General features: G+C 41.5%; 18 protein-coding genes and 5 tRNA genes. 8 read left to right on the forward strand and 15 right to left on the reverse strand.

Annotation, left to right across the window (positions count from 1 at the left end; translation table 11 throughout):
• Window positions 1-14: 14 nt before the first annotated feature.
• The 3 genes from nrdI (at window position 15) to nrdF (ending at window position 3,566) form a co-directional block, all read left to right on the forward strand.
• Window positions 15-422 carry a class Ib ribonucleoside-diphosphate reductase assembly flavoprotein NrdI gene (gene nrdI, locus A0125_RS12695; RefSeq protein ID WP_066756816.1) on the forward strand — a complete coding sequence of 136 codons (408 nt, stop codon included), beginning with the start codon at window positions 15-17 and terminating at the stop codon, window positions 420-422.
• On the forward strand, window positions 382-2,487 hold the full coding sequence (gene nrdE, locus A0125_RS12700; RefSeq protein WP_066756819.1) for a class 1b ribonucleoside-diphosphate reductase subunit alpha: 2,106 nt from the start codon (window positions 382-384) through the stop codon (window positions 2,485-2,487). The genes nrdI and nrdE overlap by 41 nt, the downstream gene beginning before the upstream one ends.
• 92 nt (window positions 2,488-2,579) lie before the next feature.
• Entirely contained in the window at window positions 2,580-3,566 is a 987-nt protein-coding gene (gene nrdF, locus A0125_RS12705) for a class 1b ribonucleoside-diphosphate reductase subunit beta (RefSeq protein ID WP_066756822.1), read from the forward strand.
• A 135-nt stretch (window positions 3,567-3,701) separates the two neighbouring features.
• Here the strand turns inward: nrdF and A0125_RS12710 are convergent, their stop codons facing one another.
• From A0125_RS12710 to A0125_RS12740, 7 genes are all read right to left on the reverse strand, one after another.
• Entirely contained in the window at window positions 3,702-4,895 is a 1,194-nt protein-coding gene (locus tag A0125_RS12710) for a YbfB/YjiJ family MFS transporter (protein WP_066756828.1), read from the reverse strand.
• A 182-nt stretch (window positions 4,896-5,077) separates the two neighbouring features.
• Window positions 5,078-6,652, reverse strand: coding sequence for a RagB/SusD family nutrient uptake outer membrane protein (locus A0125_RS12715; RefSeq protein ID WP_066756830.1), 1,575 nt, complete (start codon window positions 6,650-6,652; stop codon window positions 5,078-5,080).
• A gap of 24 nt (window positions 6,653-6,676) precedes the next feature.
• The gene (locus A0125_RS12720) at window positions 6,677-9,799 is read right to left on the reverse strand and encodes a SusC/RagA family TonB-linked outer membrane protein (protein WP_066756833.1); all 3,123 of its coding nucleotides are present in this window, start codon (window positions 9,797-9,799) and stop codon (window positions 6,677-6,679) included.
• Window positions 9,800-10,001: 202 nt separating this feature from the next.
• Window positions 10,002-11,717: a GMC oxidoreductase gene (locus A0125_RS12725; protein WP_066756836.1), complete on the reverse strand. Its 1,716-nt coding sequence runs from the start codon at window positions 11,715-11,717 to the stop codon at window positions 10,002-10,004.
• Between the two features lie 7 nt (window positions 11,718-11,724).
• Entirely contained in the window at window positions 11,725-12,204 is a 480-nt protein-coding gene (locus A0125_RS12730; RefSeq protein ID WP_066756839.1) for a gluconate 2-dehydrogenase subunit 3 family protein, read from the reverse strand.
• A gap of 177 nt (window positions 12,205-12,381) precedes the next feature.
• A complete protein-coding gene (locus A0125_RS12735) occupies window positions 12,382-13,842 on the reverse strand; it encodes a SusD/RagB family nutrient-binding outer membrane lipoprotein (protein ID WP_066756842.1) in 1,461 nt (486 codons plus the stop codon).
• A gap of 39 nt (window positions 13,843-13,881) precedes the next feature.
• A complete protein-coding gene (locus A0125_RS12740) occupies window positions 13,882-17,034 on the reverse strand; it encodes a SusC/RagA family TonB-linked outer membrane protein (protein WP_066756846.1) in 3,153 nt (1,050 codons plus the stop codon).
• Between the two features lie 282 nt (window positions 17,035-17,316).
• On the opposite strand from A0125_RS12740, the gene A0125_RS12745 reads away from it, so the two are divergent.
• From A0125_RS12745 to A0125_RS12760, 5 genes are all read left to right on the forward strand, one after another.
• Window positions 17,317-17,928 carry a fumarylacetoacetate hydrolase family protein gene (locus tag A0125_RS12745; RefSeq protein ID WP_066756850.1) on the forward strand — a complete coding sequence of 204 codons (612 nt, stop codon included), beginning with the start codon at window positions 17,317-17,319 and terminating at the stop codon, window positions 17,926-17,928.
• A 3-nt stretch (window positions 17,929-17,931) separates the two neighbouring features.
• The gene (locus tag A0125_RS16210) at window positions 17,932-18,942 is read left to right on the forward strand and encodes a M23 family metallopeptidase (protein ID WP_231863230.1); all 1,011 of its coding nucleotides are present in this window, start codon (window positions 17,932-17,934) and stop codon (window positions 18,940-18,942) included.
• Complete coding sequence (locus A0125_RS16215; RefSeq protein WP_231863231.1) at window positions 18,939-19,652, forward strand: hypothetical protein; 714 nt, start codon at window positions 18,939-18,941, stop codon at window positions 19,650-19,652. Before A0125_RS16210 ends, A0125_RS16215 begins: the two co-directional genes overlap by 4 nt.
• A gap of 12 nt (window positions 19,653-19,664) precedes the next feature.
• On the forward strand, window positions 19,665-20,126 hold the full coding sequence (gene bcp / locus A0125_RS12755) for a thioredoxin-dependent thiol peroxidase (protein ID WP_066756853.1): 462 nt from the start codon (window positions 19,665-19,667) through the stop codon (window positions 20,124-20,126).
• Between the two features lie 63 nt (window positions 20,127-20,189).
• Window positions 20,190-21,659, forward strand: a complete 1,470-nt coding sequence (locus A0125_RS12760) for a glycine--tRNA ligase (RefSeq protein WP_066756855.1) — start codon at window positions 20,190-20,192, stop codon at window positions 21,657-21,659.
• Between the two features lie 194 nt (window positions 21,660-21,853).
• Here A0125_RS12760 and nusG read toward each other — a convergent pair whose 3' ends face one another.
• From nusG to A0125_RS12800, 8 genes are all read right to left on the reverse strand, one after another.
• Window positions 21,854-22,399, reverse strand: coding sequence for a transcription termination/antitermination protein NusG (nusG, locus tag A0125_RS12765; RefSeq protein ID WP_066756857.1), 546 nt, complete (start codon window positions 22,397-22,399; stop codon window positions 21,854-21,856).
• A 20-nt stretch (window positions 22,400-22,419) separates the two neighbouring features.
• Window positions 22,420-22,614, reverse strand: coding sequence for a preprotein translocase subunit SecE (gene secE, locus A0125_RS12770; RefSeq protein ID WP_066756859.1), 195 nt, complete (start codon window positions 22,612-22,614; stop codon window positions 22,420-22,422).
• Window positions 22,615-22,646: 32 nt separating this feature from the next.
• Window positions 22,647-22,717 (reverse strand) — tRNA-Trp (locus A0125_RS12775).
• A 208-nt stretch (window positions 22,718-22,925) separates the two neighbouring features.
• Window positions 22,926-24,113, reverse strand: coding sequence for an elongation factor Tu (gene tuf / locus A0125_RS12780; RefSeq protein WP_066756861.1), 1,188 nt, complete (start codon window positions 24,111-24,113; stop codon window positions 22,926-22,928).
• Between the two features lie 75 nt (window positions 24,114-24,188).
• Window positions 24,189-24,260 (reverse strand) — tRNA-Thr (locus A0125_RS12785).
• Between the two features lie 94 nt (window positions 24,261-24,354).
• Window positions 24,355-24,430: transfer RNA gene (locus tag A0125_RS12790), tRNA-Gly, on the reverse strand.
• 49 nt (window positions 24,431-24,479) lie between these two features.
• Window positions 24,480-24,563 (reverse strand) — tRNA-Tyr (locus A0125_RS12795).
• A gap of 26 nt (window positions 24,564-24,589) precedes the next feature.
• Window positions 24,590-24,662: transfer RNA gene (locus A0125_RS12800), tRNA-Thr, on the reverse strand.
• Window position 24,663: the final 1 nt, after the last annotated feature.

The raw sequence follows: 24,663 nt of genomic DNA on the forward strand, positions 1-24,663 counted from the left end.
TCTAAATACGAGCTATGATTCATATTTACTACGATTCAAAGACAGGAAATGTAGATCGCTTTATCAGTAAAGTGATCCAGATAACGGGGTGGCAAGCCACCCGTATCGAAGAGGATACCATACCATCAACTATGGGTCACTTGGTGACTTATACCATTAACTTTGGCAAAGTGCCTGAAAAGACACAAGCCTTTATCGATAAATATAGCCACATGATCCATTCGGTCAGTTCAAGTGGTAATCGCAACTGGGGAAGAAACTTCGCAGTAGCAGCCGATAAACTCGCAGAAAACTTCGACCTTCCTATCGGTTTAAAGTTCGAACTTTCGGGGACTTTGGTAGATATAAACGAGTTTATTGACAGTATAAAAAATCAATATTATGATAGCAAACGACGTAGCGAAAAGCTGGATATTGCTTAACAACGAAATCATGATCAAACATGATGAGGAGTTTAGCTTACATAAAGACAAAGAAGCAGTAAGAGCTTATTTCCTAGAATATGTAAACAAGAACACGGTTTTCTTTTACAATCTAAAGGAAAAAGTCGATTACCTTATTGAGAACAATTATTACATTGATTTCTATCAATGGTTTACTTTTGAAGAGATTCAACAAGTATATGATTACGTATATGCGAAGAAATTTCGCTTCCAGTCTTTCATGGCAGCTTTCAAGTTTTTTCAAAGCTACGCGCTGCGTGACGATTCTGGCGAAAAATTTTTAGAGCGCTACGAAGATCGCGTCATGGCGGTTGCCTTGTTCTTGGCTCGCGAAGAAGGCGTACAAAAAGCTTTCGAATACGCAGAAATCATGATTAGCCAAGAATATCAGCCCGCTACGCCGACATTCTTGAATGCCGGAAAGAAAAGATCTGGCGAGTTGGTTTCTTGTTTCTTAGATGAAGTTGGCGACAACCTAAACGGTATTGGCTATGCGATTGATTCGGCGATGAAGTTATCGTCTATCGGTGGTGGTGTGTCGTTTAACATCTCCAAAATCCGTGCTCGTGGCGAAGCAATCAAAGGCGTAGATGGTCGTGCTGGAGGAGTATTACCGATCATGAAAATCATGGAAGATACGTTCTCTTACGCCAACCAGTTGGGTCAACGCCCTGGTGCAGGTGCGGTTTATCTAAATATTTTCCACTCGGATATTGAAGAGTTTTTGGATTGTAAGAAGATCAATGCCGATGAGAAAGTACGTATCAAATCGTTATCCATCGGTATCATCGTGCCCGACAAATTCATGGAATTGGCGGAAAAAGATGAAGCGTGCTATTTGATCTATCCACACACCGTGATGCAAGAGTATGGCAAATACCTAGATGAGTTGGATATGGATGCCATGTACGATGAGTTGATCACCAATCCAAACATCAAAAAGAAGAAAATCAATGCGCGCCATCTTTTGGTGAAAATCGCACAAACTCAAAAAGAGTCGGGATATCCGTATATCTTCTACAAAGAAAATGCGAATAGAGGGCATGCTCTTAACGGCATCGGTAAAGTAAAATTCTCAAATCTTTGTACCGAGATCATGCAAGTATCTGAAGTATCAGATATCAATATCTATGGCAAAGAAGATACGATCCGCTACGGTATTTCTTGTAATCTAGGTTCCCTCAATGTGGCTACCGTAATGGATAACAAACGCGTGAAAGAAGCAGTGAAAACGGCCATGCGTGCATTAACCGTAGTAACGGACGTGACAGATATCGAAATGGTTCCTACTATCGCTAAAGCGAACCGCGAATTGCATTCGGTAGGCTTAGGTGCGATGAACCTACACGGTTTCCTAGCCAAAAGCTTTATCATGTATGAATCGACTGAAGCGTTAGATTTCGCGAATACGTTCTTCATGATGATGAACTACTACTCTTTGGAAGCTTCTATGGAGATTGCTAAAGAGCGTGGTCGTACGTTCGTCGGGTTTGAAAAATCTGCGTACGCAGATGGTACTTATTTCGACAAATACCTCAACCGTGATTATCTTCCGAAAACAGATAAGGTTCAAGAATTGTTCGAAGGAGTACATATTCCAACTATTGCAGATTGGGAAAACCTGAAAGCGCAAGTGAAAGAGCATGGAATCTACCACGCGTATCGTTTAGCGATTGCTCCTAACCAATCTACTTCTTATATCATGAATGCGACCGCATCGGTGATGCCAATCGTAGATATTATTGAAGTGCGTGAGTACGGTGATAGTACGACGTATTATCCAATGCCATACCTGACGAACGATAATTACTTCTACTTCAAGTCGGCGTATGATATGGACCAGATGAAAGTATTGAAAATGATCTCGGTTATCCAACGCCACATCGATCAAGGTGTATCTACGATCTTGCATACCAACTCGAAAGACAGTACGCGCGACTTGGCGAAGTATTATATTTATGCACACAAACTAGGGCTGAAATCATTGTATTACACCCGTACACGTAAATCGACCATCGAGGAATGTATCTCGTGCTCGGCATAAAAAATTTATTATAGTATAATTCAATCCCAATCGGAACTGAATCGGAATACCTCGGTATACCGATTCAGTTTCTTTAAGTTATAAAGCACACCATGAGCAAACAATATACCGCAGTAAACTGGAACACACCCGATAATGATTATGCATTGATGTTCTGGGAACAGAATATTAAGCAATTTTGGATCGATACCGAATACATTCCTTCTAAGGATATTGATAGCTGGAAAGGCTTGAGCTGGGATATGAAAGAGTGCTATAAAAAAGCCTTGGGCGGTTTGACTTTGCTAGATACCTTGCAAAGCCATACCGGTATGCCTAAGATCATTGATCATATCAATTCTTTGCAGAATAAAGCGGTGTTATCGTACATGTGTATGATGGAAGCAATCCATGCCAAATCTTATTCTACGATCTTCACGACGGTATCAACAACCAATGAGATCAACGATGTATTTGGCTGGGTATCCGAAAATAAATTTTTGCAGTATAAGGCATCGACTATCGATCAATATTACCGCGCGATCGACAAAGAAACGGTCACTGACGAAGAGCTTTTTATGGCCTTAGGAGCTTCCGTATTATTGGAGTCTTTCTTATTCTATTCAGGCTTCTTCTTGCCACTGTGGTTATGCGGCCAAGGGCAAATGGTGGCTTCAGCAGACATCATCAAAAAAATCATTGCAGACGAATCGATCCACGGTGTATTCGTGGGCTTGATGGCGCAAGAAGTATTCAATAGATTGCCGAACAAGGAAGAAGTCAAAGCGCGTTTCTTGACGCTTTTAAATGACTTGTACGAGAATGAATTGAAATACACAGAAGAATTGTATACAGTCGTAGGATTAACGGCTGAGGTGAAAGAATATGTGCGTTATAACGGCAATAAGGCTTTGATGAATTTGGCGTTTGAGCCGATCTTCGAAGTGAAGCAAGTAAATCCTATCGTAATGAATGGACTAAGCACCGAAACCACTCAACACGATTTCTTTTCCAAAAAATCAACCAACTACGAGAAAGCTACAGAGATTGTGCATTTAATGCACGAAGATTTTGAAATGGATGCTACAGTAGATATATAAATCGTATCACGACCTATATTTATAGCATACTGATTAATAGTAATAACGCCGTGCAGAGCAGATTCTTCACGGCGTTATTAATTTAGCGGGATTATTTGCCAGCATTGGTATCGTTATTTTCGATACAATGTATTATCACGCTTCCACATCGCGATGATTTATCGCAAAAATAGCGACAAAGGAAACCATCATAAATACGCTTCCGATATAAAATAGCGGATAATAATTATCATTCTTAATCAAAAAAGCCATAGAAAATCCACCAATAGCCTGAAAAAAAGAAAAACCTAATGTGAGGTTGCTCCAAGCCAGTTTATACCTCAAATCTCCAAAAATCCGCAAGGCATAAGCAGATATTAAGGTAATCATACCTGGCGTAAAAAAACCTACAATAAAAGAAGACACGTACAATGCGATATCATGCTGAATAAAGACCGGCATAATTACGGCTATACAATCTGTAAAATAACTGATTAAAATGGTCTTCTTAATGCCGATAAGATCAGACAATTTGCCCAATAACACCGGACCGAGTAATGCTCCGAAGCCAAAAACAGCCCATCCCATCGAGCCAAAAACAAAGCTCTTATGCACCTGTCTCACTAGAAAATCTACATAAAAAAGTGTGTGCGGTAGATAACCAATGGCGTTACAGCAATAGGCTGTCAGAAGTAGCAAGAAGTTCCGATTGCGGTAGTCGAATCTAACGATCGATGGCTTTGCGTTATCATCCATTTGCTTGCTTTCTGAAGCGACAGGAACGCGATCCCACGTGTTCCAGGTAAACCACGTGAAAAGTAAGCAAACCACACCGAGGGCGACGAAAACTTCAGACAAACCAATACGCTGGTATAGATAGGGAATTAACAATCCGGAAACGCATACTCCAATACCAATTCCAGAAAAAACGATACCAGAAATAAGTCCTCTATTTTTAGATTTTTTATAAAATGGCAATATTAGCGTAGGCGAAAGCACCATCAGCAAAGCACCACCAAAACCGGCAATGAACCGCCAAACATACATCCAATAAAAACCTAAATCGTGGAAAGCGAGCATAATATAGCCCAACGCACACATAATTAAAGCTATTTTGATTAATACGGATGCTCGGAATCGATCTGGAGTGAAATTGATAAAAAGAGGGCCAGCAAGATATCCCACCAGCGCAGCAGCACCAAGTTGTGCTGCTTCAAAAGAAGAACTCCAGCCATCGTCGATAAGTAAAGGAATTAAGGCAGTATAGGCAAATCTTCCGATACCCAATCCGACCAATGTGCTTAATAATCCGGCCAACCAATAGGGACTTTTGGCTTTTACATATGTCATATTTCTTATCTGAGGAGTATTAATTGGGGTCGCGCAGTTTTTCATGCACTGCAGTTACTTGCTCCTCGATCAAATGTAATCTATTATTGACACATATTTTATTTCTTTCAAGGAAAATTATAATAGACAAAAAAAAGCTACAGCATATATGCTGTAGCTTTCCCTATTAAAGTATCAATGGATTAATTTGTTTGATACTCTGGATTTTGTGTAAGGTTTTTATTTCGTTGCAACTCATCCATCGAAATCGGAAAAAGTAAATCCGACTCTTTAAAGGTAGCACCAGAACCATTGGCAGCACCTACAAGCGATTGGAAAGTAACTTGTCCCTTTTCAGTCGATGAAATATTAGGGAACATGCCCGTCCGTAGACAGTCATCCCACATCTTAAATTCAAGTGGTAATTCGCGCAAGCGTTCTTTCCACACTTCTTGTACAAATTGCTCCACCGACAAGCTTTGTAATTGAGCGGTGATTTGTGCTACTGTTTCACCAGTTGTACTCGCACGCGCTCTCACTTCTGCTAGATGTCCTGCTGCAGTAGCGACCCCAGTGGCTCTTGCTTTTGCTTCGGCAGCAATCAATAATGCCTCGGCGTAGCGATAGATATTACGGTCTTTGATCGAGCGTCCTGTATTCAACAAGGCATCTTCTTCCACAAAATACCATACACCGGCTACATTACCACCTGTCCAAGTTTCGCCATTATCTGGGTTGGTATATTCCCAATGATAAAACTGGTTTGGCTGAATGCGCAAATCATCATCTTCGTAAATATTTAAGAAACGATTTGTCGGACCGTAAGCTCTTTCAAAAATAGTGTATTTATCAAATACGGAGTTTGCAGAAGCAGTGAAACCGTACGTTGGCCAAGATCCTCCTGGATTGATCACGGCATCAAACTCGAAAGAATAAATAGTTTCGTCCAAAACATCGGAAGTACGCAGTTTATTATACCCACTATTTGCCCCAAGGTCAGTATTCGGTGCCAGAGCATGGCCGGATTGAAGAACAATATCAATGTACTGCGCTGCTTCTGGAAATTTACTTTGCTGCAAATATACATTGGCCAAAGCCATAGCAGCCACATTGCGATTTACCCGTCGTCCGCTAGTATTGAAGATGCCATTGGGCAAAGCTTCTACAGCCGCAATCAGATCCTCTTCAATAACTGCATATACTTCTTCTACCGAACTACGCTCTAAAAAGAAATCTCGATCCAGCGAATCGTATGGCTCGGTAGATAATGGTAAGGCACCAAACATTTTGACTAGATAGAAATAATTAAAGGCTCTGAAAAAGCGTGCTTCTGCAATGTACTGACTCTTTAAATTATCCGCCATCTCAATGTTCGGAATATTCTTAATAGCACCATTGGCAATGTTGATCGCTAAGAAGGAGTTGTTCCAGATATCATTCATTCTATTGGAAACAACACGGGTATTTTGCTGACGAGTGAGTTGCCGCGAATACAAATTGATTAATTCTTGACCTTCGTAACTGTTCGTAAAATAGCCGGTTAACATAACAGGTATGGAAGCGAAGGGACCTTGATAGGCGCCATTGGCGTTACCATAAAACGTAGGTCCGCCGATGCGGTACAAGCTATTGATATTCTCCAAAGCTTGTGCCTGCGTTTTGTAATAACTATCTCCTCCTACTTCTGTTCTAGGATTTTCATCCAAAAAGTCTTTACAGGCATTCATCGTCAGCAAAGCTGATCCGCAAAGGCCTAGTATGATATATTTAATGTTCATTAGTGTAAATATTAGGTAATTAAATTACAGGGTAAGATTCAAACCAAAAGTAAATGTCTTAGCTCTAGGATATGAAAAGAACGTGACGTTTTGGCCAAACTTGTTGTCATCTCCAGTAGAAGTACTTTCCGGATCATATCCTCTGAAGTCTTTTGAGGTAATCACCCATGGGTTGTTTGCACTCGCATAGACACGTAATGCAGAGATTCCTAAACGCTGTGCCCAATCCGAATTGAAGCTATACCCTAATTGGATTAAGTTGAAACGCAAAAATGAACCATCTACAATCCAAGAAGAATCAACTACTGTATTCTGCCCGGCATGTCCGTTATTGGTCAAGAAAATAGCCTGCTGCATCGTATTTGGATTGGAAGGACTATATGCATCTGTAAGGATGTCACTCAAGCCATTTGTAATACCAAAACGGTCGTACGTAGAGTGATAAAACTGCTGTAAGGTCTCTACTCCGTATACGATTTGCATATCTACCGTCATATCAAAACCTTTATAGGCAAAGGTATTGATAAAACTTCCCGACCAATCTGGAATACCTTTTCCTAAGATTTCTTGATTGTTGGAGCGATTTGGTCTACCAATTTGGTCTGCATCGATCAAACCATTTTCAAAATCTTCTACGGTAAAGATGCCATTACGACGGTATCCATAAAAGCTATTTAAGTTTTCGCCCACACGAATGATACTGTTTGGTGCGCCCACAAAATTGTTCAACAAGATATCGGCATTATCATCCCCTAAACGGATCACCTCATTTTTGTTGTAGTTCATGTTTAGCGTAGAAGTCCATTGGAAATTCTCATTTCTCACTGGAGAACCACTAATCATAATATCGAAACCTTTATTGTTAACGGCACCAATATTACGCATCACAAAATCAAATCCAGAAGCATACGGAAGAGGAGCTTCTAGCAATAAGTCGGTGGTTCTACGATTATAGTAGGAAATATCAAAGTTTAACCGATTTTGAAATAATCCCATTTCGAAACCACCATCGATTGTCGCCGTCTTCTCCCAACGCAAATCTGGGTTAGGTAAGAATTGTAAATAAGAATAAGGGACACGGGTATTATTACCAACTTGCGTACCATTCAAAGCACGAGCAATCGCCTGATACGGATTGATCTCCGAGTTACCGGTGATACCAAAGCTAGAACGGAATTTCAAATTATTTAACCAACTAACTCCTTGTAAGAAAGATTCATTGGAGGCAATCCAAGCCAGACCCATAGATGGGAAGAAAGCATATTTATTATTGGCACCAAAACGTGATGAACCATCGTAGCGTCCGGTTACTGTCGCAGTATATTTGTCATTCAACGTATATGATGCACGCATAAAATAGGAATTCATGGCCCAACGATCATAAGCAGATTGAGGCGCTTGTGGCAAGGAGCCTGCCGCCATATTATTCCATTTAAAGAAGTCGTTAGTAAAACCCTCCGTACGGTTGAAACTAAAATCCCGAGTACGTTCTTGCCAAGAGAGACCGGCCATCGCATTAATACGGTGATTATCAAACTGCTTGTTATACGTTAGGTAGGTTTCCTGTTGCCAGTAGAAAGTATCTTCATTTTCTATCTCTGCCCAACCATTTGGACGGGAGATATTATGCAATAAGATCGAAGAATAACCATTATATAATCTTCTTTGTTTATCTACACCGTACTGGGTTTTTAAATCCAAACCATCTGCAAGATGGAAAGTCAACGCGGCATTACCAAATATTTGTGTGTTGGCACGACGTCTTTCCTGCAAATCTAAAATAGACACCGGGTTAGACATTCCTTCAAAACCTAGTACTCCATTGACGGTAGATGAACCCGAATAAGTGTATTCGCCATTAGGTTGGTAAACCGGTAACCAAGGTAGCATCTCAATCATCGTCCGACGGGCTTCCTGACCACCACCATCTTCTGGTGTGAAACGACCGAAAGTATGATTTGCGGTTAAATTGATACTAGCAGAAAGCCAGTCTTTGACTTTAGTATCATACGCTAATTTACCGTTCAAACGTTTATTGAACGTATTATTGACTATACCCTGTTGGTCGGTATAGTTGATGAAAGCACCCATTGACGAATTCTCATCGCCCTGCTGAATATTTAATTGATGGTTTTGAGAGATCGCTGTACGGGTCGCTTCACGTTGCCAATCGGTATTATATAAAGGATTTCCATTTCCATCAAAGTAATTGGGATCATTAAACCAATCCCTCCGATCTAATGACCATTCATATCCTTGATAGCGATTCTCGTTTTCCAGACCAATCATAAAGGCATCAACCCACTGATTCGCATCTAATAAATCCATGTAACGTTGAGGAGAACTGATACTGGTCGATCCTTGATAGCTCAATGTTCTGCGACCATCTTTTGAACCACGTTTGGTCGTCACTAATATTACCCCATTAGCACCGCGTGCTCCATAGATCGCGGCAGATGAAGCGTCTTTTAAGACTTCCATACGCTCAATGTCATTCGGGTTAAGTAAATGGAAATTTTCCATTACTACACCATCCACAACGTACAAAGGGTTTGACGCGGAGTTAATCGTAGCGGTACCTCGGATCACAACTCTGTTGGCATAGGCACCAGGTTGACTAGAATTGGAGTACACATTCACACCAGCAGCTTGGCCACGCAAGTTATCCAGCGCACTAAAGTTCTGTGCTTTTACCATTTCTTCCCCTTTAGCCACGGAAATCGAACCAGTAACATCGGACTTTCGCATGGTACCGTAACCTACTACTACGACTTCTTCCAGATCTTCGCCTTCGGTATCCAATGAAAAGTTTACAGTAGTAGAACTAACACGCATTTCGGCTCTTTTGTAGCCTAAAAAAGTAGCAACAAGCGTTTGTCCATTGCTAGCATCAATGGTAAACTGCCCGTTTTCGTCTGTTTGCGTACTTACATTGGTTCCTCTTACGGTAATCGTGACACCGCTAATAGGTTCATTGGTACTAGCGTCGTTCACTCGACCCATCACCTTTTCTTGGCGCTGTGTAATCTGTGCCCGCTCACTAGCGCGAGGAGAATTTGGAATCGCTTGCAAACTATTGAAGCTCAGTGCAGCAACAGCTAATAGCGCAGTCCACAGACGCCCATCAGGATTGTACATGTTTTTCATAACATCATTAAATTTAAAATTGTGCTAAATCGTTTTATCGAGGGTCGATAAAAAAATGCTTATTAAATGAAGAATAAGCGTTGACCTCCGATGTTTATAATTGTGTGTTCTTCAGCAGCAATTAACAAAACTTTAACGGAATGCGGAAATATTTTTTCCAAATATTTTCCGCATTCCGTGCATGATGTTTAGGATGGATATGCTATAGATTACCTTTTTTCAGTTCATTTACAGCATAATCTACCGATCGAGCCGAAAAAGCCATATAGGTCAAGGAAGGATTTTGTGTGGAGGTTGATGTCATGGCGGCACCGTCTGTAACAAAGACATTCGGTACATCATGCATTTGGTTCCATTTGTTCAAGACAGATGTCTTGGGATCATGTCCCATTCGGGCACCGCCCATCTCATGGATATCCAAACCAGGAGCTTGGGAATTCTCATCGCGGCGGATATTGGTAAAACCGGCTTCAGTAAACATTTCTTCCATGGTATCGAGGTAATCTTTCTTCATCTTGGCGTCGTTATCATCATAATCTACCGAGATATGAAGCAGTGGAATTCCCCAATCATCCTTTTGCGATCCGTCTAGCGCGACATAACTGGCTTCTTTTGGAATAGTTTCTCCCATCATGTGCGAGCCTACACCCCAATTGCCCCATTCGGGATTTAGCAAAGAATTCTTCAAATCGTCGCCCCAACCGCTACGATCCGAATTTTTAGAACGCCAAGCGCCAAATCCAGCCGCATAACCGCGAAGATAATCTGTTTCTTGTTTATGCAAATTCCGGAATCGTGGTATATAGCCGCCGCCAGCAGGATTGCGACCTTCGGTCGTATAATCCAGCAATCCTTCATATTCAGCATAAATTCGCGCACTATAATTATGAAAGGCCACATATTTGCCTAACGTACCACTATCATTTCCTAACCCGTTCGGAAAACGTTCAGATTTAGAGTTCAGCAAAATGAGGTTGGTATTGATCGCGGCAGCATTCACGAAGATCACTTTTGCATAGAAATCGATCTCTTCCTTCGTATTGCGATCGATCACACGTACGCCGATTGCTTTGCCCTTGTCTTGATCGTATAGGATAGAGTGTACGACAGCATCAGGACGCAAGGTCATATTACCAGTTTTTGCTGCCCATGGCAGTGTCGAAGCGTTTGAGCTAAAATAACCGCCGAATGGACAACCGCGCTGACACAATGTTCTATTCTGGCATTGGGTCCGACCTTGTTCGATATGTATAGGTTGAGGTTTGGAAATATGAGCACAACGTGCAGCAATGACTTTTCGCTCTGGATATTTACCTTCCATTTGTTGCTTAAAGTATTTCTCGACCACATTTAGCGGATATGCTGGCAAGAATTCGCCGTCAGGCAATTCTGGTAAGCCATCTTTGTCACCAGAGATTCCGGCGAAACGTTCTACATAATCATACCAAGGTTTTAGATCTTGGTAGCGAATCGGCCAATCGACCGCAAACCCATCGCGCTGCGGACCGTCAAAATCGAAATCGGACCAACGCTGTGTCTGTCTTGCCCATAGTAAAGATTTTCCGCCTACTTGATATCCACGAATCCAGTCAAATGGTTTATCTTGTACGTAAGGATGCTCTTTATCCTTGACGAAGAAATGCGCTGCATCTTCGTGGTATGCATAGCAGCGGCTTACAATGGGGTTTTCTTGCTTATCTGCAAAAGGCATCTCATTACGGTGCTCGAATTCCCACGGGTTCATATTGGTAGTCGGATAGTCTTTGATGTGTTTCACATCGCGACCGCGCTCCAGCACAAGTGTTTTCAATCCCTTTTCGCACAACTCTTTTGCTGACCATCCGCCACTGATTCCCGACCCGATCACTATCGCATCGTAGGTTCTGTCTTTGACCGAGTCAATATTTAAATTTGCCATACTTCTTTTACGCGTTTATCTTTACAGCACCATCATATCTGCCCGGCACCAATTCGTAAATTAGTTTGTTGGTCATCACGTACTCGGAATTGAGGTAACCTTGCAGCGTACGAGCTTTCAGGATTTTTGCAAATTGATCATCTTCCGGCAAATCTTTGAGATAAGACAAGGTCTTGGCATCGTCAGTACCCGTTTCTTTACGGCATTTCTTAAGCCCCACTAAAAAACTGTCTTGCTGCTCTGGCGATGCGCAATCGTCCAGCATTTTCATCACGAATAAATGCAAATTGAGGCTCTTACCACCCGGCGAATCATTCTCTGGAATGATTACGTTCACTAAGCGACCCAGAAGTGCCTCATCTTCGGCTGAAAAATCGATATTTTGAAGGGCGATTGATGCTTTTTTACCACTAAAATCGCAGGAACTAGCAATCAATAAACCACCCGCCATCACAAACATCTGTTTGATGATCTCTCTTCTCTTCATGTTGTGTGTTTGTAGATAATTGATGTGCCAATTTACAAATAAAAATGAAAGTTGGGTGAGGCTGATCTATAATATGACACATCATAGCCTGTACGGCGTCTATACAAAAGCAAAAAAGGATCGCTTAAGCAATCCTTTCTCATTTATACTACACTACTACTACTACTAATAATTACCTTAATCTTCGATGTCCCACCAAATTCGGGTAGTTAGCGCATCCGCTCCTTGGCGTGCAATGGCATCTCGATAATTTTGTGTATTTCGACCTGCTTCTTCCGTTGTATAAGCTTGTCTTCTTGGCAAACTCCCGTTGGTATTTTGCGGTGATGGCCCTGGGTCTAAAGTAGGAAATCCTGTACGTCGCCAATCTGTCCACGATTCGTATCCATTAGCCATATAATTCGCGATCCATTTTTGCTTGATGATTTGCTCCAATCCATTTACAGCATTATATGCAACCAGTGGCTGCGCTACATAGGTGGTAAATGCTTCTTGCAAATCGTACTGAGCTAAAGAAGCACGTATGCCATTTAAATAGTGCGATTGCGCATCAGGAATCCAGCCGAGAAAAGCGGCTTCTGCCAACATAAATTCGACTTGTGCGAAGGTGCTCAGTGCAAGTTCTGCATTTTGCGCTGTGAAACGGTGACCGATCAAAGAAACATTTTCACGATTGTAGGCGCTAGTTTCCTCAGTCGGCAAACCATACGGCATACCGACAAAATCTCCCGTGTTTATCGCGGGCAATGCGTAAATCGGTAGCCTAGGATCCTGATATAATATCAATTGATTAATTAAATATTCACTCACCGCATAATCGACACGATTAGTGGCTACATAGTTTGTAAATAACGGGCTCTGATTATTGGCATCGCTCAGATACCGGAATACCGCATTTTCACTATTGGACGATATCCCGCCCGCTTCGTGCGCAGCGATAAATTCAGCCCGAGCCTTTTCAGGGTTTACATTTCGAATATGCAGTGCAGCAGCCATACGTAGCGTATTAGCCCACTTTGCCCAAAGATTTACATCACCATTAAAAAGAATATCGCCATTGACATTACCACCTTCACGCAATTGCTCTTGCGCTTCACGCAACTCGATGAATAATGCATCGTAAATTTCTTCTTGCGTATCATATTTAGGCGTTACATTAGCCCGACCTTGCAATGCTTCGCTATAAGGAATCATCCCCCAACGATCGGTCAAATGCATAAAATAAAATGCTTTTAGAACGCGCGCTACATTGATTTGACTTTCTCGATCGCCACCATCTGTCACATATATTTGTGAGGCCGTTTCAGGATTGAGATTCAGGTTTATAATCGTTTGCAAGTCTTGCAATGGCACCGAATAGATAGGATAAAAGTCATAAATGATGTTCATAAACCTAGACTCATTGGTATACTGAATTTCAGCCATATATTGCGGATACAAATCCTTTACAAATCCGGCAACTCCTTCCGCCTGACTGCCTAACGAGCGCAACGCACTGGTAAGTAACAATCTTGTATTTGGGTTTTGAGCATCGTTTGGACTTCTATTGATGGATTCAAAATTCTTTGTACAACTACTTATATTTATTAGGCATAGCGTAAGCGCTAATGCAAATCCTATTTTCACGTATTTTTTCATAATTATTAATATTAATAAAATCACCTATACCATAATTATTTATAAACCGACCTTTAAACTAAAACCCCACGAACGCGTACTCGGCAATTGCCCTCCTTCAAACCATGAAGTTTCGAGGATAGTAGGATCTACATTTCGATTTTGCGCGTATATCAACCAAGGGTTAGTGGCGATGAGCGAAAAACTAACTGTTCTAAATGGTGTGTTGTGAAATAATCTACTTGGCAAATCATAACCCAGATTGATCTCACGCATCTTGATAAAACTGCGATCATAAACCCATTCTTCCCACAGTGAAAACATATTTTCTCGATACAATCGTTGCGTATCAACATAAATATCATTGGGGGTACCATCTTGTTTTACACCTGGCAGTAATGTTCCGCCCCCTTGAGAAACTGGATCACGACGAGGTGCACCACGTTCGTTTAATCCGGCAGTTTGTTCCAGCATTCCCGAGTAATGTCCAAACATGGAGGAGATGGACATATATTTGCCTCCTTTTTGGAAGTCAAGAGAAAATCCTGCATGAAAATTTTTATAGGCAAAAGTGGAGGTTAAACCGCCTGTAAAATCTGGAATGATGCTACCCAAATTCATGTTATCTTGCCTTTGATAAAATCCTTCCTCGTTTACCAAACGATTCCCGTTTTGATCTTTCAGAATACCCATTCCTATAAGTTGGCCATAAGCTTGACCCTCATAGGCGTTCAGTGTAATACGTGGCGAACCTGTAAAACCAAAGGAAGATGGTGCACCATCCAATTCAATTTGCAGGTTATTAACCTGATCGTCCAATCGTACAATTTGGTTTCTGTTAATACCCAAATTGGCATTAAGATCCCACTTAAAGTTACTATTACGGATAGGCGTACCTCCTAACGTAAATTCAAAACCATAATTGTCAATTTGCCCAGCATTGATTAAGCTATTAGTAAAACCAGAGGTACTAGATATTGGCAGATTAAGGATTTGATTTCTGGCACTACGCGTATAGTAGTTAAAATCAAACAACAAGCGACTGTTAAAAAATCGTAATTCTGTACCGATCTCGTATGATGTGGATAAAGTAGGTAATAAATTGGGGTTTGGAATCACATCGGGCACTGTCATTTGTGGGTCATTCCCATACGCAGGGCGGAGATTATAGGTCTGATAAATTTCGTAAGGATTCGTATCTGTACCTACTCTCGCAAAGGACGCTCTCACTTTACCGAACGAGAAGAAGTCATTCGGCTCGATGAACTGACTAAAAATAAATGAAGTCGATAAGCCTCCATATAGGAAGGAGTTGTTCTCTACAGGCAATGTGGATGACCAATCATTTCGAATATTACCCTCCAAGTACAAATAATCTCTAAAGCCTACTGCCGCATATCCATATAAGGAATGAACACGTTGATCAAAATATCGAGTATCTACTGTTGGTCTATCCACCGAAGCCTCAAGTGTATAAAGACCAGGAACAGCCAACCCACCAGCTGTGGCAGCATTCGTAAAGCGTGTCTGATTGCGGCGATACTCACCAAAGGCAGCCGCATCTATTTTAAAATCGCCATACTGTTCTTTAAACACTACTGTACCCACGTAATTAACCTCATTTTGGTTATTCATGTTTTGAACATAGCGATCAAGCTGAAGCGTGTTGCTAGCTATTCGCCCTGTTTCTTCGGCATTCCTAAAAGTCCCCCTACCAATTAATGCTGCACTGAAAGCATTGGTAAGCTGATAATTTGCCATTATGTTACCATACACCCTTTGATAAGTATCAAAACTGGTGTTTTCATAAGCTTCTGTAAATGGATTATCCCAATAAAGCGGATTTGGATTTATTGGGCTGATGATATTCCAGCTCCTAAATGTACCATCTGGCCGTCTGTAATCTCGCAAGGTATTCATATCCAATTGGCGTTGGAACCATTGATTAAAAGATCCCGTAGTTTGTGACGCATATCCGTCATTAGGACGATTATTATACACTTCATGCTGAAAATTCATAATCGCCGAGATGGTAAGCCTGTCTGTCAAATTAACAGAAGCGTTGGAAGAGAGCCAATTTCTTCCCAACTTGCTATTTGGAACTATACCGGTACGAGATACATTTGTAAAAGAGAATCGCGTTTGATAATCATCGCCTGCCTTGTCAAATGCCACATTGGTGTTTGCAGTAATTCCTGTATTAAAAAAACTGCGAACATTATCTGGCTGAGGTATCAACGCAGTGAGTTGTCCAAATTGTGGGTGTGAAGGATCCCAACCATAAAATGGCATGTACATCGTGCCGTCCATGCGGGGACCCCAGCTCTCATCAGCGGCATAATTTAAAATTTTCACACCATCAAACTCAGCTAGATAACTCGGTGCCACATTGGGGTTGTATGAAAATGTAGACCATTCTTGTGTGTAGCCGCCAGCATATTCATTTTGGTATCTGGGTAATAAATAAACGCTTTCAAAAGTCGTGGCCTGATTAAACGTCACACCAATGCCATCACGATTACGCCCTACTAATGTTTTTATCACGACAGCTCCTTCCGATCCACGTTGCCCATACAATGCCGTAGCTGCTGGACCTTTTAGTACAGTTAGATCTGCTACATCGTCCATATTCACCGCTACTGGCTCGACAACCACACCATCTACTACATAAATGGGATTACCTCCCGAAAGCGAGTTGATACCGCGAATACGAATGGTCGACGTTCCAAATGCTGCGCCAGACGTAGACTGCACTTGTACACCAGCGATTTTCCCGGCTAATGCGGTGTTCAAATCTGGTTGGCGAACCATCGTTAATTCTTCACCTTTGATTGCTTGAACACTGTAGCCTAGCGAGTTTCTAGTTCGTTGTACGCCGAGTGCTGTAACGACAACATCTCCAACGCTTTGGTCATCGTCTTCCAATTTAATCAGAATGGTATCATCTGCTCCTATCGTAAAAATTTGCTGTCGCAACCCGACATAATCGATGGTCAGTCTGTTAGATGCATCATCTGGCAATTGGAGAACAAAGTTACCTAACGCATCTGTCTGTACGGCCATATCTGTATCGGTTACGCGTACAGTAGCGCCAGCCAATGGTTGCCCTGAGCTAGAAGAAACAATACGTCCGGAAATAGTTCGTGTCTGCGCATGACTTACGCCAAGTGATAGCAGCCAGATGATTAAAATACTGAGTAATGCACTTTTCATGAAGTTAATTTCTATATGGTTAGTATGCAGTTAGCTTTTTAATGTTCTAGAAGGATGGTTTAGAATCATTAAATGCGATATAAAACTACAAAATATTTCTTATTGAATTAAATATTTTCTTTGAAAATAATTTAAAACACTGCTAGGTATTTCTAAGCAATATTTGATCGAGTATTTCATTGCCTTTGCCTAGGCCTGTGATTTGCTTATATTTGTTAAACGTAGATACATACGTGCTTTATAATAGCACAACACAACGCATACTTTTAACTCGCATATTCCATGAAGATCATCGCCATTGGCCGTAATTATATAAACCACGCGAAAGAGCTGAACAATCCTGTGCCCCAAGAGCCAGTCATATTCTTGAAGCCTGATACTGCTTTGTTGAGAGACAATAAGGATTTTTATTATCCCGATTTTTCGAAAGACATCCACTACGAAGTAGAAGTGGTATTGCGCATTAGCAATGAAGCCAAACATGTTGCTGAAAAATATGCTCATAAGTATTATGACGCTATCGGATTAGGAATTGATTTTACAGCGCGAGATATTCAGCAAAAGCATAAGGAGAAAGGATTGCCTTGGGAGTTGGCCAAAGCATTTGATCAGTCCGCTGTTATCAGTCAGCTGATTCCAAAAGAAGAATTAGGCAATTTGGCCGATTTATCCTTTTCGTTGAAAAAAAATGGAGAGACCGTACAATCAGGTAATACGAAAGATGTGATTTTTCCTTTCGATCAATTGATTGCCTACATCTCCCAGCGGATCACGCTTCGCAAAGGCGATCTCATCTACACCGGCACGCCAGAAGGCGTCGGGCCTGTGCAGATTGGCGATAAGTTAGAAGGTTATTTGGGAGATCAAAAAATGTTTTATTGTCTAATTAAGTAAACGATGCGGAAATTACTTTCGGGTTTGCTGGCCTCTTTCTTTGCAGGGTTGATGGTACAGGCTCAGCAAAACAATATTATAACTACGCGCGATTATCCGATCGAATACTTTCGATCACCGCTAAATATCACTCCCGACGCTTCGGGTACATTCGGAGAGTTGCGCTCCACCCATTTCCATGCTGGAGATGATTATCGTACGCAACAGCGGACTGGTCTTCCGGTTTATGCCGTAGCCGAAGGATATGTATCACGCGTTCGTGTGCAGATTGGCGGCGGTGGGAATTCGGTTTATATCGATCATCCAAATGGATACACATCGGTATATCTACATTTGGAGAACTTTAACGATGCGCTCACTAATATTATTCGGGCAGAGCAATACAAGCAAAAGCGCTTTGACGTTGATGTAATGGTCGATAAAGGTACGCTTCATTTTCAAAAAGGCGATGTCATTGCGCGTTCAGGGAATACGGGCGCTTCTGGTGGCCCACATTTGCATTTCGAACTTCGAGATACCAAAAGCCAACATCCGCTAAACACACAACTTTTTGGCTTACAGTTTACCGATCGTTTTGCACCAACGATTCAAGGATTGATGGTGTACGACCTGGGAGAAAATCGCTTTAACGAACATACCCCCCGCCGGCCATTATCTGTACGTGCGGTGAGTGGTACAGATTATAAATTGAGTAATAATGCAGTAATACCAGTAAATGGAAAATTTGGTTTAGGAATCAATGCCATTGATCGGCACCGTGCCGGCGGATTTCAAAACGGAGTATATTCGATCGAGCTATTTATTGATGGCAAGCCCATGTCGACGGTGCTTTTCGAAGAATTGGATTTCAATACCTCGCGCGGCATCCATTCTTACATTGATTATGCACAATGGAAACGTTCGAAAGCAAAGTATCAAAAGAGTTTTAAAGACCCAGGAAATCCGATTGAGATTTTCCATCATCTGCCAAATGATGGAATACTGGAGCTGACCGACAATCAGGTACAGACGTGAAATACGTGGTTAAAGATGTGAAAGGTAATTGCTCGGAACTGAACTTCCAGATTCAAAACTCGGCCAACTATCGGCCGAAGGCTAATAATGCAAAGGGACAATTGATGCCTTACGACCAAGACAATCAATTTACCAACGCCCTGATCGAAATTGACATTCCAAAAGGCGTGTTGTACACCGACTTGGATTTCATCTACAGCAGCAGCGCAAAACCAGCAGGTGGATTTTCTGAGATTCACCATGTACACAATCCGCTGACGCCTTTATTCACCACGTACAAACTGCGTATCAAACCGACAAGCCTGCCAGAAAGATTACGTGATAAAGCCTTGATCGCTTCAACACAATCTGGCTCTGAAGGTGGTAAATATGAAGACGGCTGGGTAGTGGTAAACACACGCAATTTAGGTTCGTTTTACGTAGCAATCGATACCGTAGCTCCGAGCATCACGCCGCGCAATCTGAGCAATGGGAAAAATGTAGCGCAACAATCGAAGATCGACTTTACGATCTCCGATAATTTTTCGGGCATACAATCTTTCGACGGGTACATCGATGGCGAATGGGTATTGATGGAATACGATCCGAAAAACAGACACCTCTGGCACATATTCCAATCTTCCTTAAGCAAAGGAAAACACCAGTTTCGATTGGTGGTCAAAGATTGGAAAGATAATGAACGTATCTATCAAGCAGAATTTACACGATAAACAAGATTTCATATGAGCACATTAGCAATTGGCGATCAAGCTCCAGCTATCACCGCCAAAAATCAAGCAGGAAATACCATTCATCTATCAGATTTCAAGGGCAAACGCGTCATCTTGTACTTTTATCCGAAGGATAATACGCCGGGCTGTACAACCGAAGCATGTAATTTTAGAGATAATTATCAAAGCTTATTGAACGATGGCTTCGAAGTATTAGGTGTGAGTATCGACAGCGAACAATCGCACCAGAAATTCATTGCGAAATATGAGCTTCCTTTTAATTTGCTGGCAGATGAAGATCAGAAGATCGTGAATGACTATGGCGTGTGGGTGGAGAAGAATATGTATGGCAAAAAATACATGGGCACGGCACGCACCACATTTGTGATCGATGAGCAAGGAAAGATCGCACACATCATCAAAAAAGTAGACAACAAAAATGCTTCCGATCAAATCAGAACATTGTATAAATAAACCCGATTAACTAACCAAAATGCGTGCGCTTTTGCATGCCATAAATCAGTATATTTGCCACTTATGAGCAAACAGATAGACGATTTTTTCAAAAATATCATTTCGCATGCCAAGGAGTATGGTTTCGTATTCCCATCAAGCGAAATCTACGATGGCCTAAGCGCTGTCTACGACTATGGCCAACTAGGTTCTGAATTGAAGAACAACCTGAAGACCTACTGGTGGAAATCAATGGTGCAATTGAATGATAACATCGTCGGTATCGACGCGGCGATCTTCATGCACCCTACAACATGGAAAGCTTCTGGCCACGTCGATGGCTTTAGCGATCCAATGATTGACAACAAGGATTCTAAAAAAAGATATAGAGCCGATCAACTGATCGAAGATAAAATCGATCGGTACGAGAAAGACGGCAAAAGTGATAAAGCTGCGGAGTTGCAGACTGCACTAGATGCCGCGTTGAATGCAGATGATCTCGCAAAGCTAAAAGCACTCATCGAAGAGCATAATATCGTTTGCCCAATGTCGGGGACTAAAAACTGGACGGATGTGCGTCAGTTCAACCTGATGTTTGCTACGCAAATGGGCGCTATGGCAGATGGTGCCGAGCAAGTTTACCTACGCCCAGAAACGGCTCAAGGTATTTTTGTGAATTTCTTGAACGTGCAGAAAACTGGACGTATGAAAATTCCTTTCGGTATCGCGCAAATCGGAAAAGCTTTCCGTAATGAAGTCATTGCACGCCAGTTCATTATTCGTATGCGTGAATTTGAACAAATGGAAATGCAATTCTTCGTACGCCCAGGGACCGAAATGGAATGGTATGACAAGTGGAAAGCATTACGTTTAAAATGGCACTTGGCACTAGGACCAGATGCTGCAAAATACCGTTACCACGATCACGCTAAATTGGCTCATTATGCCAATGCCGCAGTAGATATCGAGTACGATTTCCCTTTTGGCTTTAAAGAAGTAGAAGGCATTCACTCGCGTACCGATTTTGACTTGAGTCAGCATCAGAAGTTTTCTGGCAAGAAGATGCAGTACTTCGATCCAGAAGTCAATCAAAATTATGTACCATATGTTATCGAGACATCGATCGGTTTAGATCGTTTGTTCTTGACTGTTTTCGCGAACTCGTTGGTACATGAAGATTTATCGACAGAAGAGAAGCAAGATTCGCGCGTGGTATTGAAGTTCCATCCAGCAATCGCACCAGTAAAAGCTGCCGTTCTTCCATTAACTAAAAAAGACGGATTGCCAGACAGAGCAAAAGAAATACTTGCTGCACTAAAATTGGACTTCAATACGCAGTATGATGAAAAAGATGCTATCGGCAAGCGCTACCGTCGTCAAGATGCGATTGGTACGCCTTACTGTATCACGGTGGATTATCAGACATTGGAAGATAACACGGTTACTATTCGTCATCGTGATAGCATGGAGCAAGAGCGTGTCAGCGTAGATCAACTGCAACAACTTATCCAGGAAAAGGTCAGCTGGACTAACTTGCTAAAGCAATTGATGTAATTCACGGTTGAACTATAATTATAAAACAACAAAGGGAGGTGCGTGCACCTCCCTTTGTTGTTTTACAGATCTACACAGCATAATAATTAGATTTTTCGCGCGGTATAAATCTACATGTAGAATATCGTTATTGATAACAAAAAAGCCCTTCTGCGATTAGCAAAAGGGCTTTTTTATATCTTTTGTGGCTCAAGTTATTCTTTTTCCACTTGCATGTAGTTCAGTTCTAACGGTGTTTTACGACCGAAAACCTTCACCATAACAATAAGCTTCTTCTTATCTTCATGAACTTCTTCGATCTCTCCTGTAAATCCGTTGAAAGGACCGTCATTCACTTTTACTGTTTCACCTACGTAATAAGGTACATTAATGGTTTCACCTTGCTCGGCCATCTCATCAACCTTACCTAAGATACGATTCACTTCTGATGGGCGAAGTGGAATAGCATTACCTGCTTTGTCACCTAGGAAACCAATTACGCTATTTACGTTTTTGATCGCGTGTTCAATCTCACCATCTAAGGCAGCTTCGATCAATACATATCCAGGGTAGTAGTTGCGTTCTTTCGCTACTTTCTTGCCATCACGCATTTGGTAATACTTTTCCATAGGAATAAGTACTTGGGTTACTAAATGCTGAATGCCGAGTCTATTGATCTCCGCCTCTACATATTGTTTCACCTTTTTCTCTTTACCACTTACAGCACGAACTACGTACCACTTCAGACTTTGATCTGCCATACTTTATAATTCCTGTAAAATTAAGAGTTAATTCCGTATAAAAGCTCTAGTACGTTGCTGGATACTTTATCCATGGCGAAAATCACCAAAGCAATAATGATAGAAGCAACAAGCACAATGACCGCATGATTTTGCAATTGTGCCCATGTAGGCCAAGTTACCTTTTCGGTAACTTCGACGTACGAGTCTTTAAAAAAATCAAGTACTTTTGCCATTTGTTAGTTTACTTGTATTAAGAGTTTCTTAGCACGGGCACTAGGATTCGAACCCAGATCAAAGGTTTTGGAGACCTCTATTCTACCATTGAACTATGCCCGTAGAATTTGTTTTTGAATGCTGCAAATATAGGCTTTAACAACCATTACAGCAAATGTTATTTGTTTTTTTTGTCTTCACTATCATAGTGCATGAGATTGTTATCCTATAACAATAAGTAAAGACCTGACTCGTAATAAGCTATTGAAAAAATAAGCTAACCAGCAGAACTGGTTAGCTTATTTAATATACTATACGATAATCGAATAGATTACTTAACGATTTCAGTTACCTGACCAGCACCTACTGTTCTACCACCTTCACGGATAGCGAAACGTAGACCTTTTTCCATCGCGATAGCGTTGATCAATTGTACATTGATTGTTACGTTATCACCAGGCATAACCATTTCAGTTCCTTCTTCTAGAGAGATCTCACCAGTTACGTCTGTTGTACGGAAATAGAATTGAGGACGGTATTTGTTGAAGAAAGGCGTGTGACGGCCACCTTCAGCTTTAGACAATACGTAAACCTCAGCTTTGAAATCTGTGTGAGGAGTTACTGAACCTGGTTTACAGATAACCATACCACGACGGATATCAGTTTTCTCAATACCACGCAACAATAGACCTACGTTATCACCTGCTTCACCGTAATCTAAGATTTTACGGAACATCTCAACACCAGTAACTGTAGATTTCAAGTTCTCAGCACCCATACCTAAGATATCAACTGGATCACCAGAGTTGATTACACCTCTTTCAATACGACCAGTAGCAACAGTACCACGACCAGTGATCGAGAATACGTCTTCAATCGGCATCAAGAAAGGAAGATCTGTCAAACGTGGAGGAATTGGAATGTGGTTATCAACAGCTTCCATCAACTCCATGATTGAGTCAACCCATTTTTCTTCACCGTTCAATGCTCCTAAAGCTGAACCTTTGATTACTGGTAGATCATCTCCAGGGAATTCGTAGAATGATAATAATTCACGAACTTCCATTTCAACTAGATCTAATAACTCAGCATCGTCTACCAAGTCAACTTTATTCAAGAAAACTACTAAAGCAGGAACACCTACCTGACGAGCCAAAAGGATGTGCTCGCGAGTTTGTGGCATAGGACCATCAGTCGCAGCAACTACGATGATCGCTCCGTCCATTTGTGCAGCTCCAGTAACCATGTTTTTCACATAGTCAGCGTGACCTGGACAGTCAACGTGCGCATAGTGACGGTTTTGTGTTTGGTATTCTACGTGTGCTGTATTGATTGTGATACCACGCTCTTTCTCTTCAGGAGCAGAGTCAATTGAATCAAATGAACGAGCTTCCGAAAAACCTTTGTCAGACAATACTTTCGTAATCGCTGCAGTAGTTGTTGTTTTACCGTGGTCAACGTGACCGATTGTACCAATGTTTAAGTGTGGTTTACTCCGGTCAAATTTCTCTTTTGCCATGTTTATGCGAATTAGTAATTATAAATTATTCCTTAATTAAATTGTATTTACAAAAGTAACAAACTTATTTAAATGAGCCAAAGATGGGATTTGAACCCACGACCTCTTCCTTACCAAGGAAGTGCTCTACCCCTGAGCTACTTCGGCTTTCAATCCTAAAAGCTTATTTACAGATATATGCCTCTACCCCTTTTAGATCATTAAACTAAACAAAGACAGAGACATTACATTGTTCTATAAATGGAGCGGAAGACGAGGTTCGAACTCGCGACCTATAGCTTGGAAGGCTATCGCTCTACCAACTGAGCTACTTCCGCTTGAAAGCCTGTATAAGGTAATTTACATCACTCTATACAGACCCAATTATGGTGGAGGGAGAAGGATTCGAACCTTCGAAGCCGAAGCAACGGATTTACAGTCCGTCCCATTTGACCGCTCTGGAACCCCTCCAGACCTGCAACGTATTGTCGCATTTGAGCCTCCTATCGGAATCGAACCAATGACCTACTGATTACAAGTCAGTTGCTCTACCAGCTGAGCTAAGGAGGCT

The sequence above is a fragment of the Sphingobacterium populi genome (genome assembly GCF_001586775.1).
Lineage (GTDB): Bacteria > Bacteroidota > Bacteroidia > Sphingobacteriales > Sphingobacteriaceae > Sphingobacterium > Sphingobacterium populi.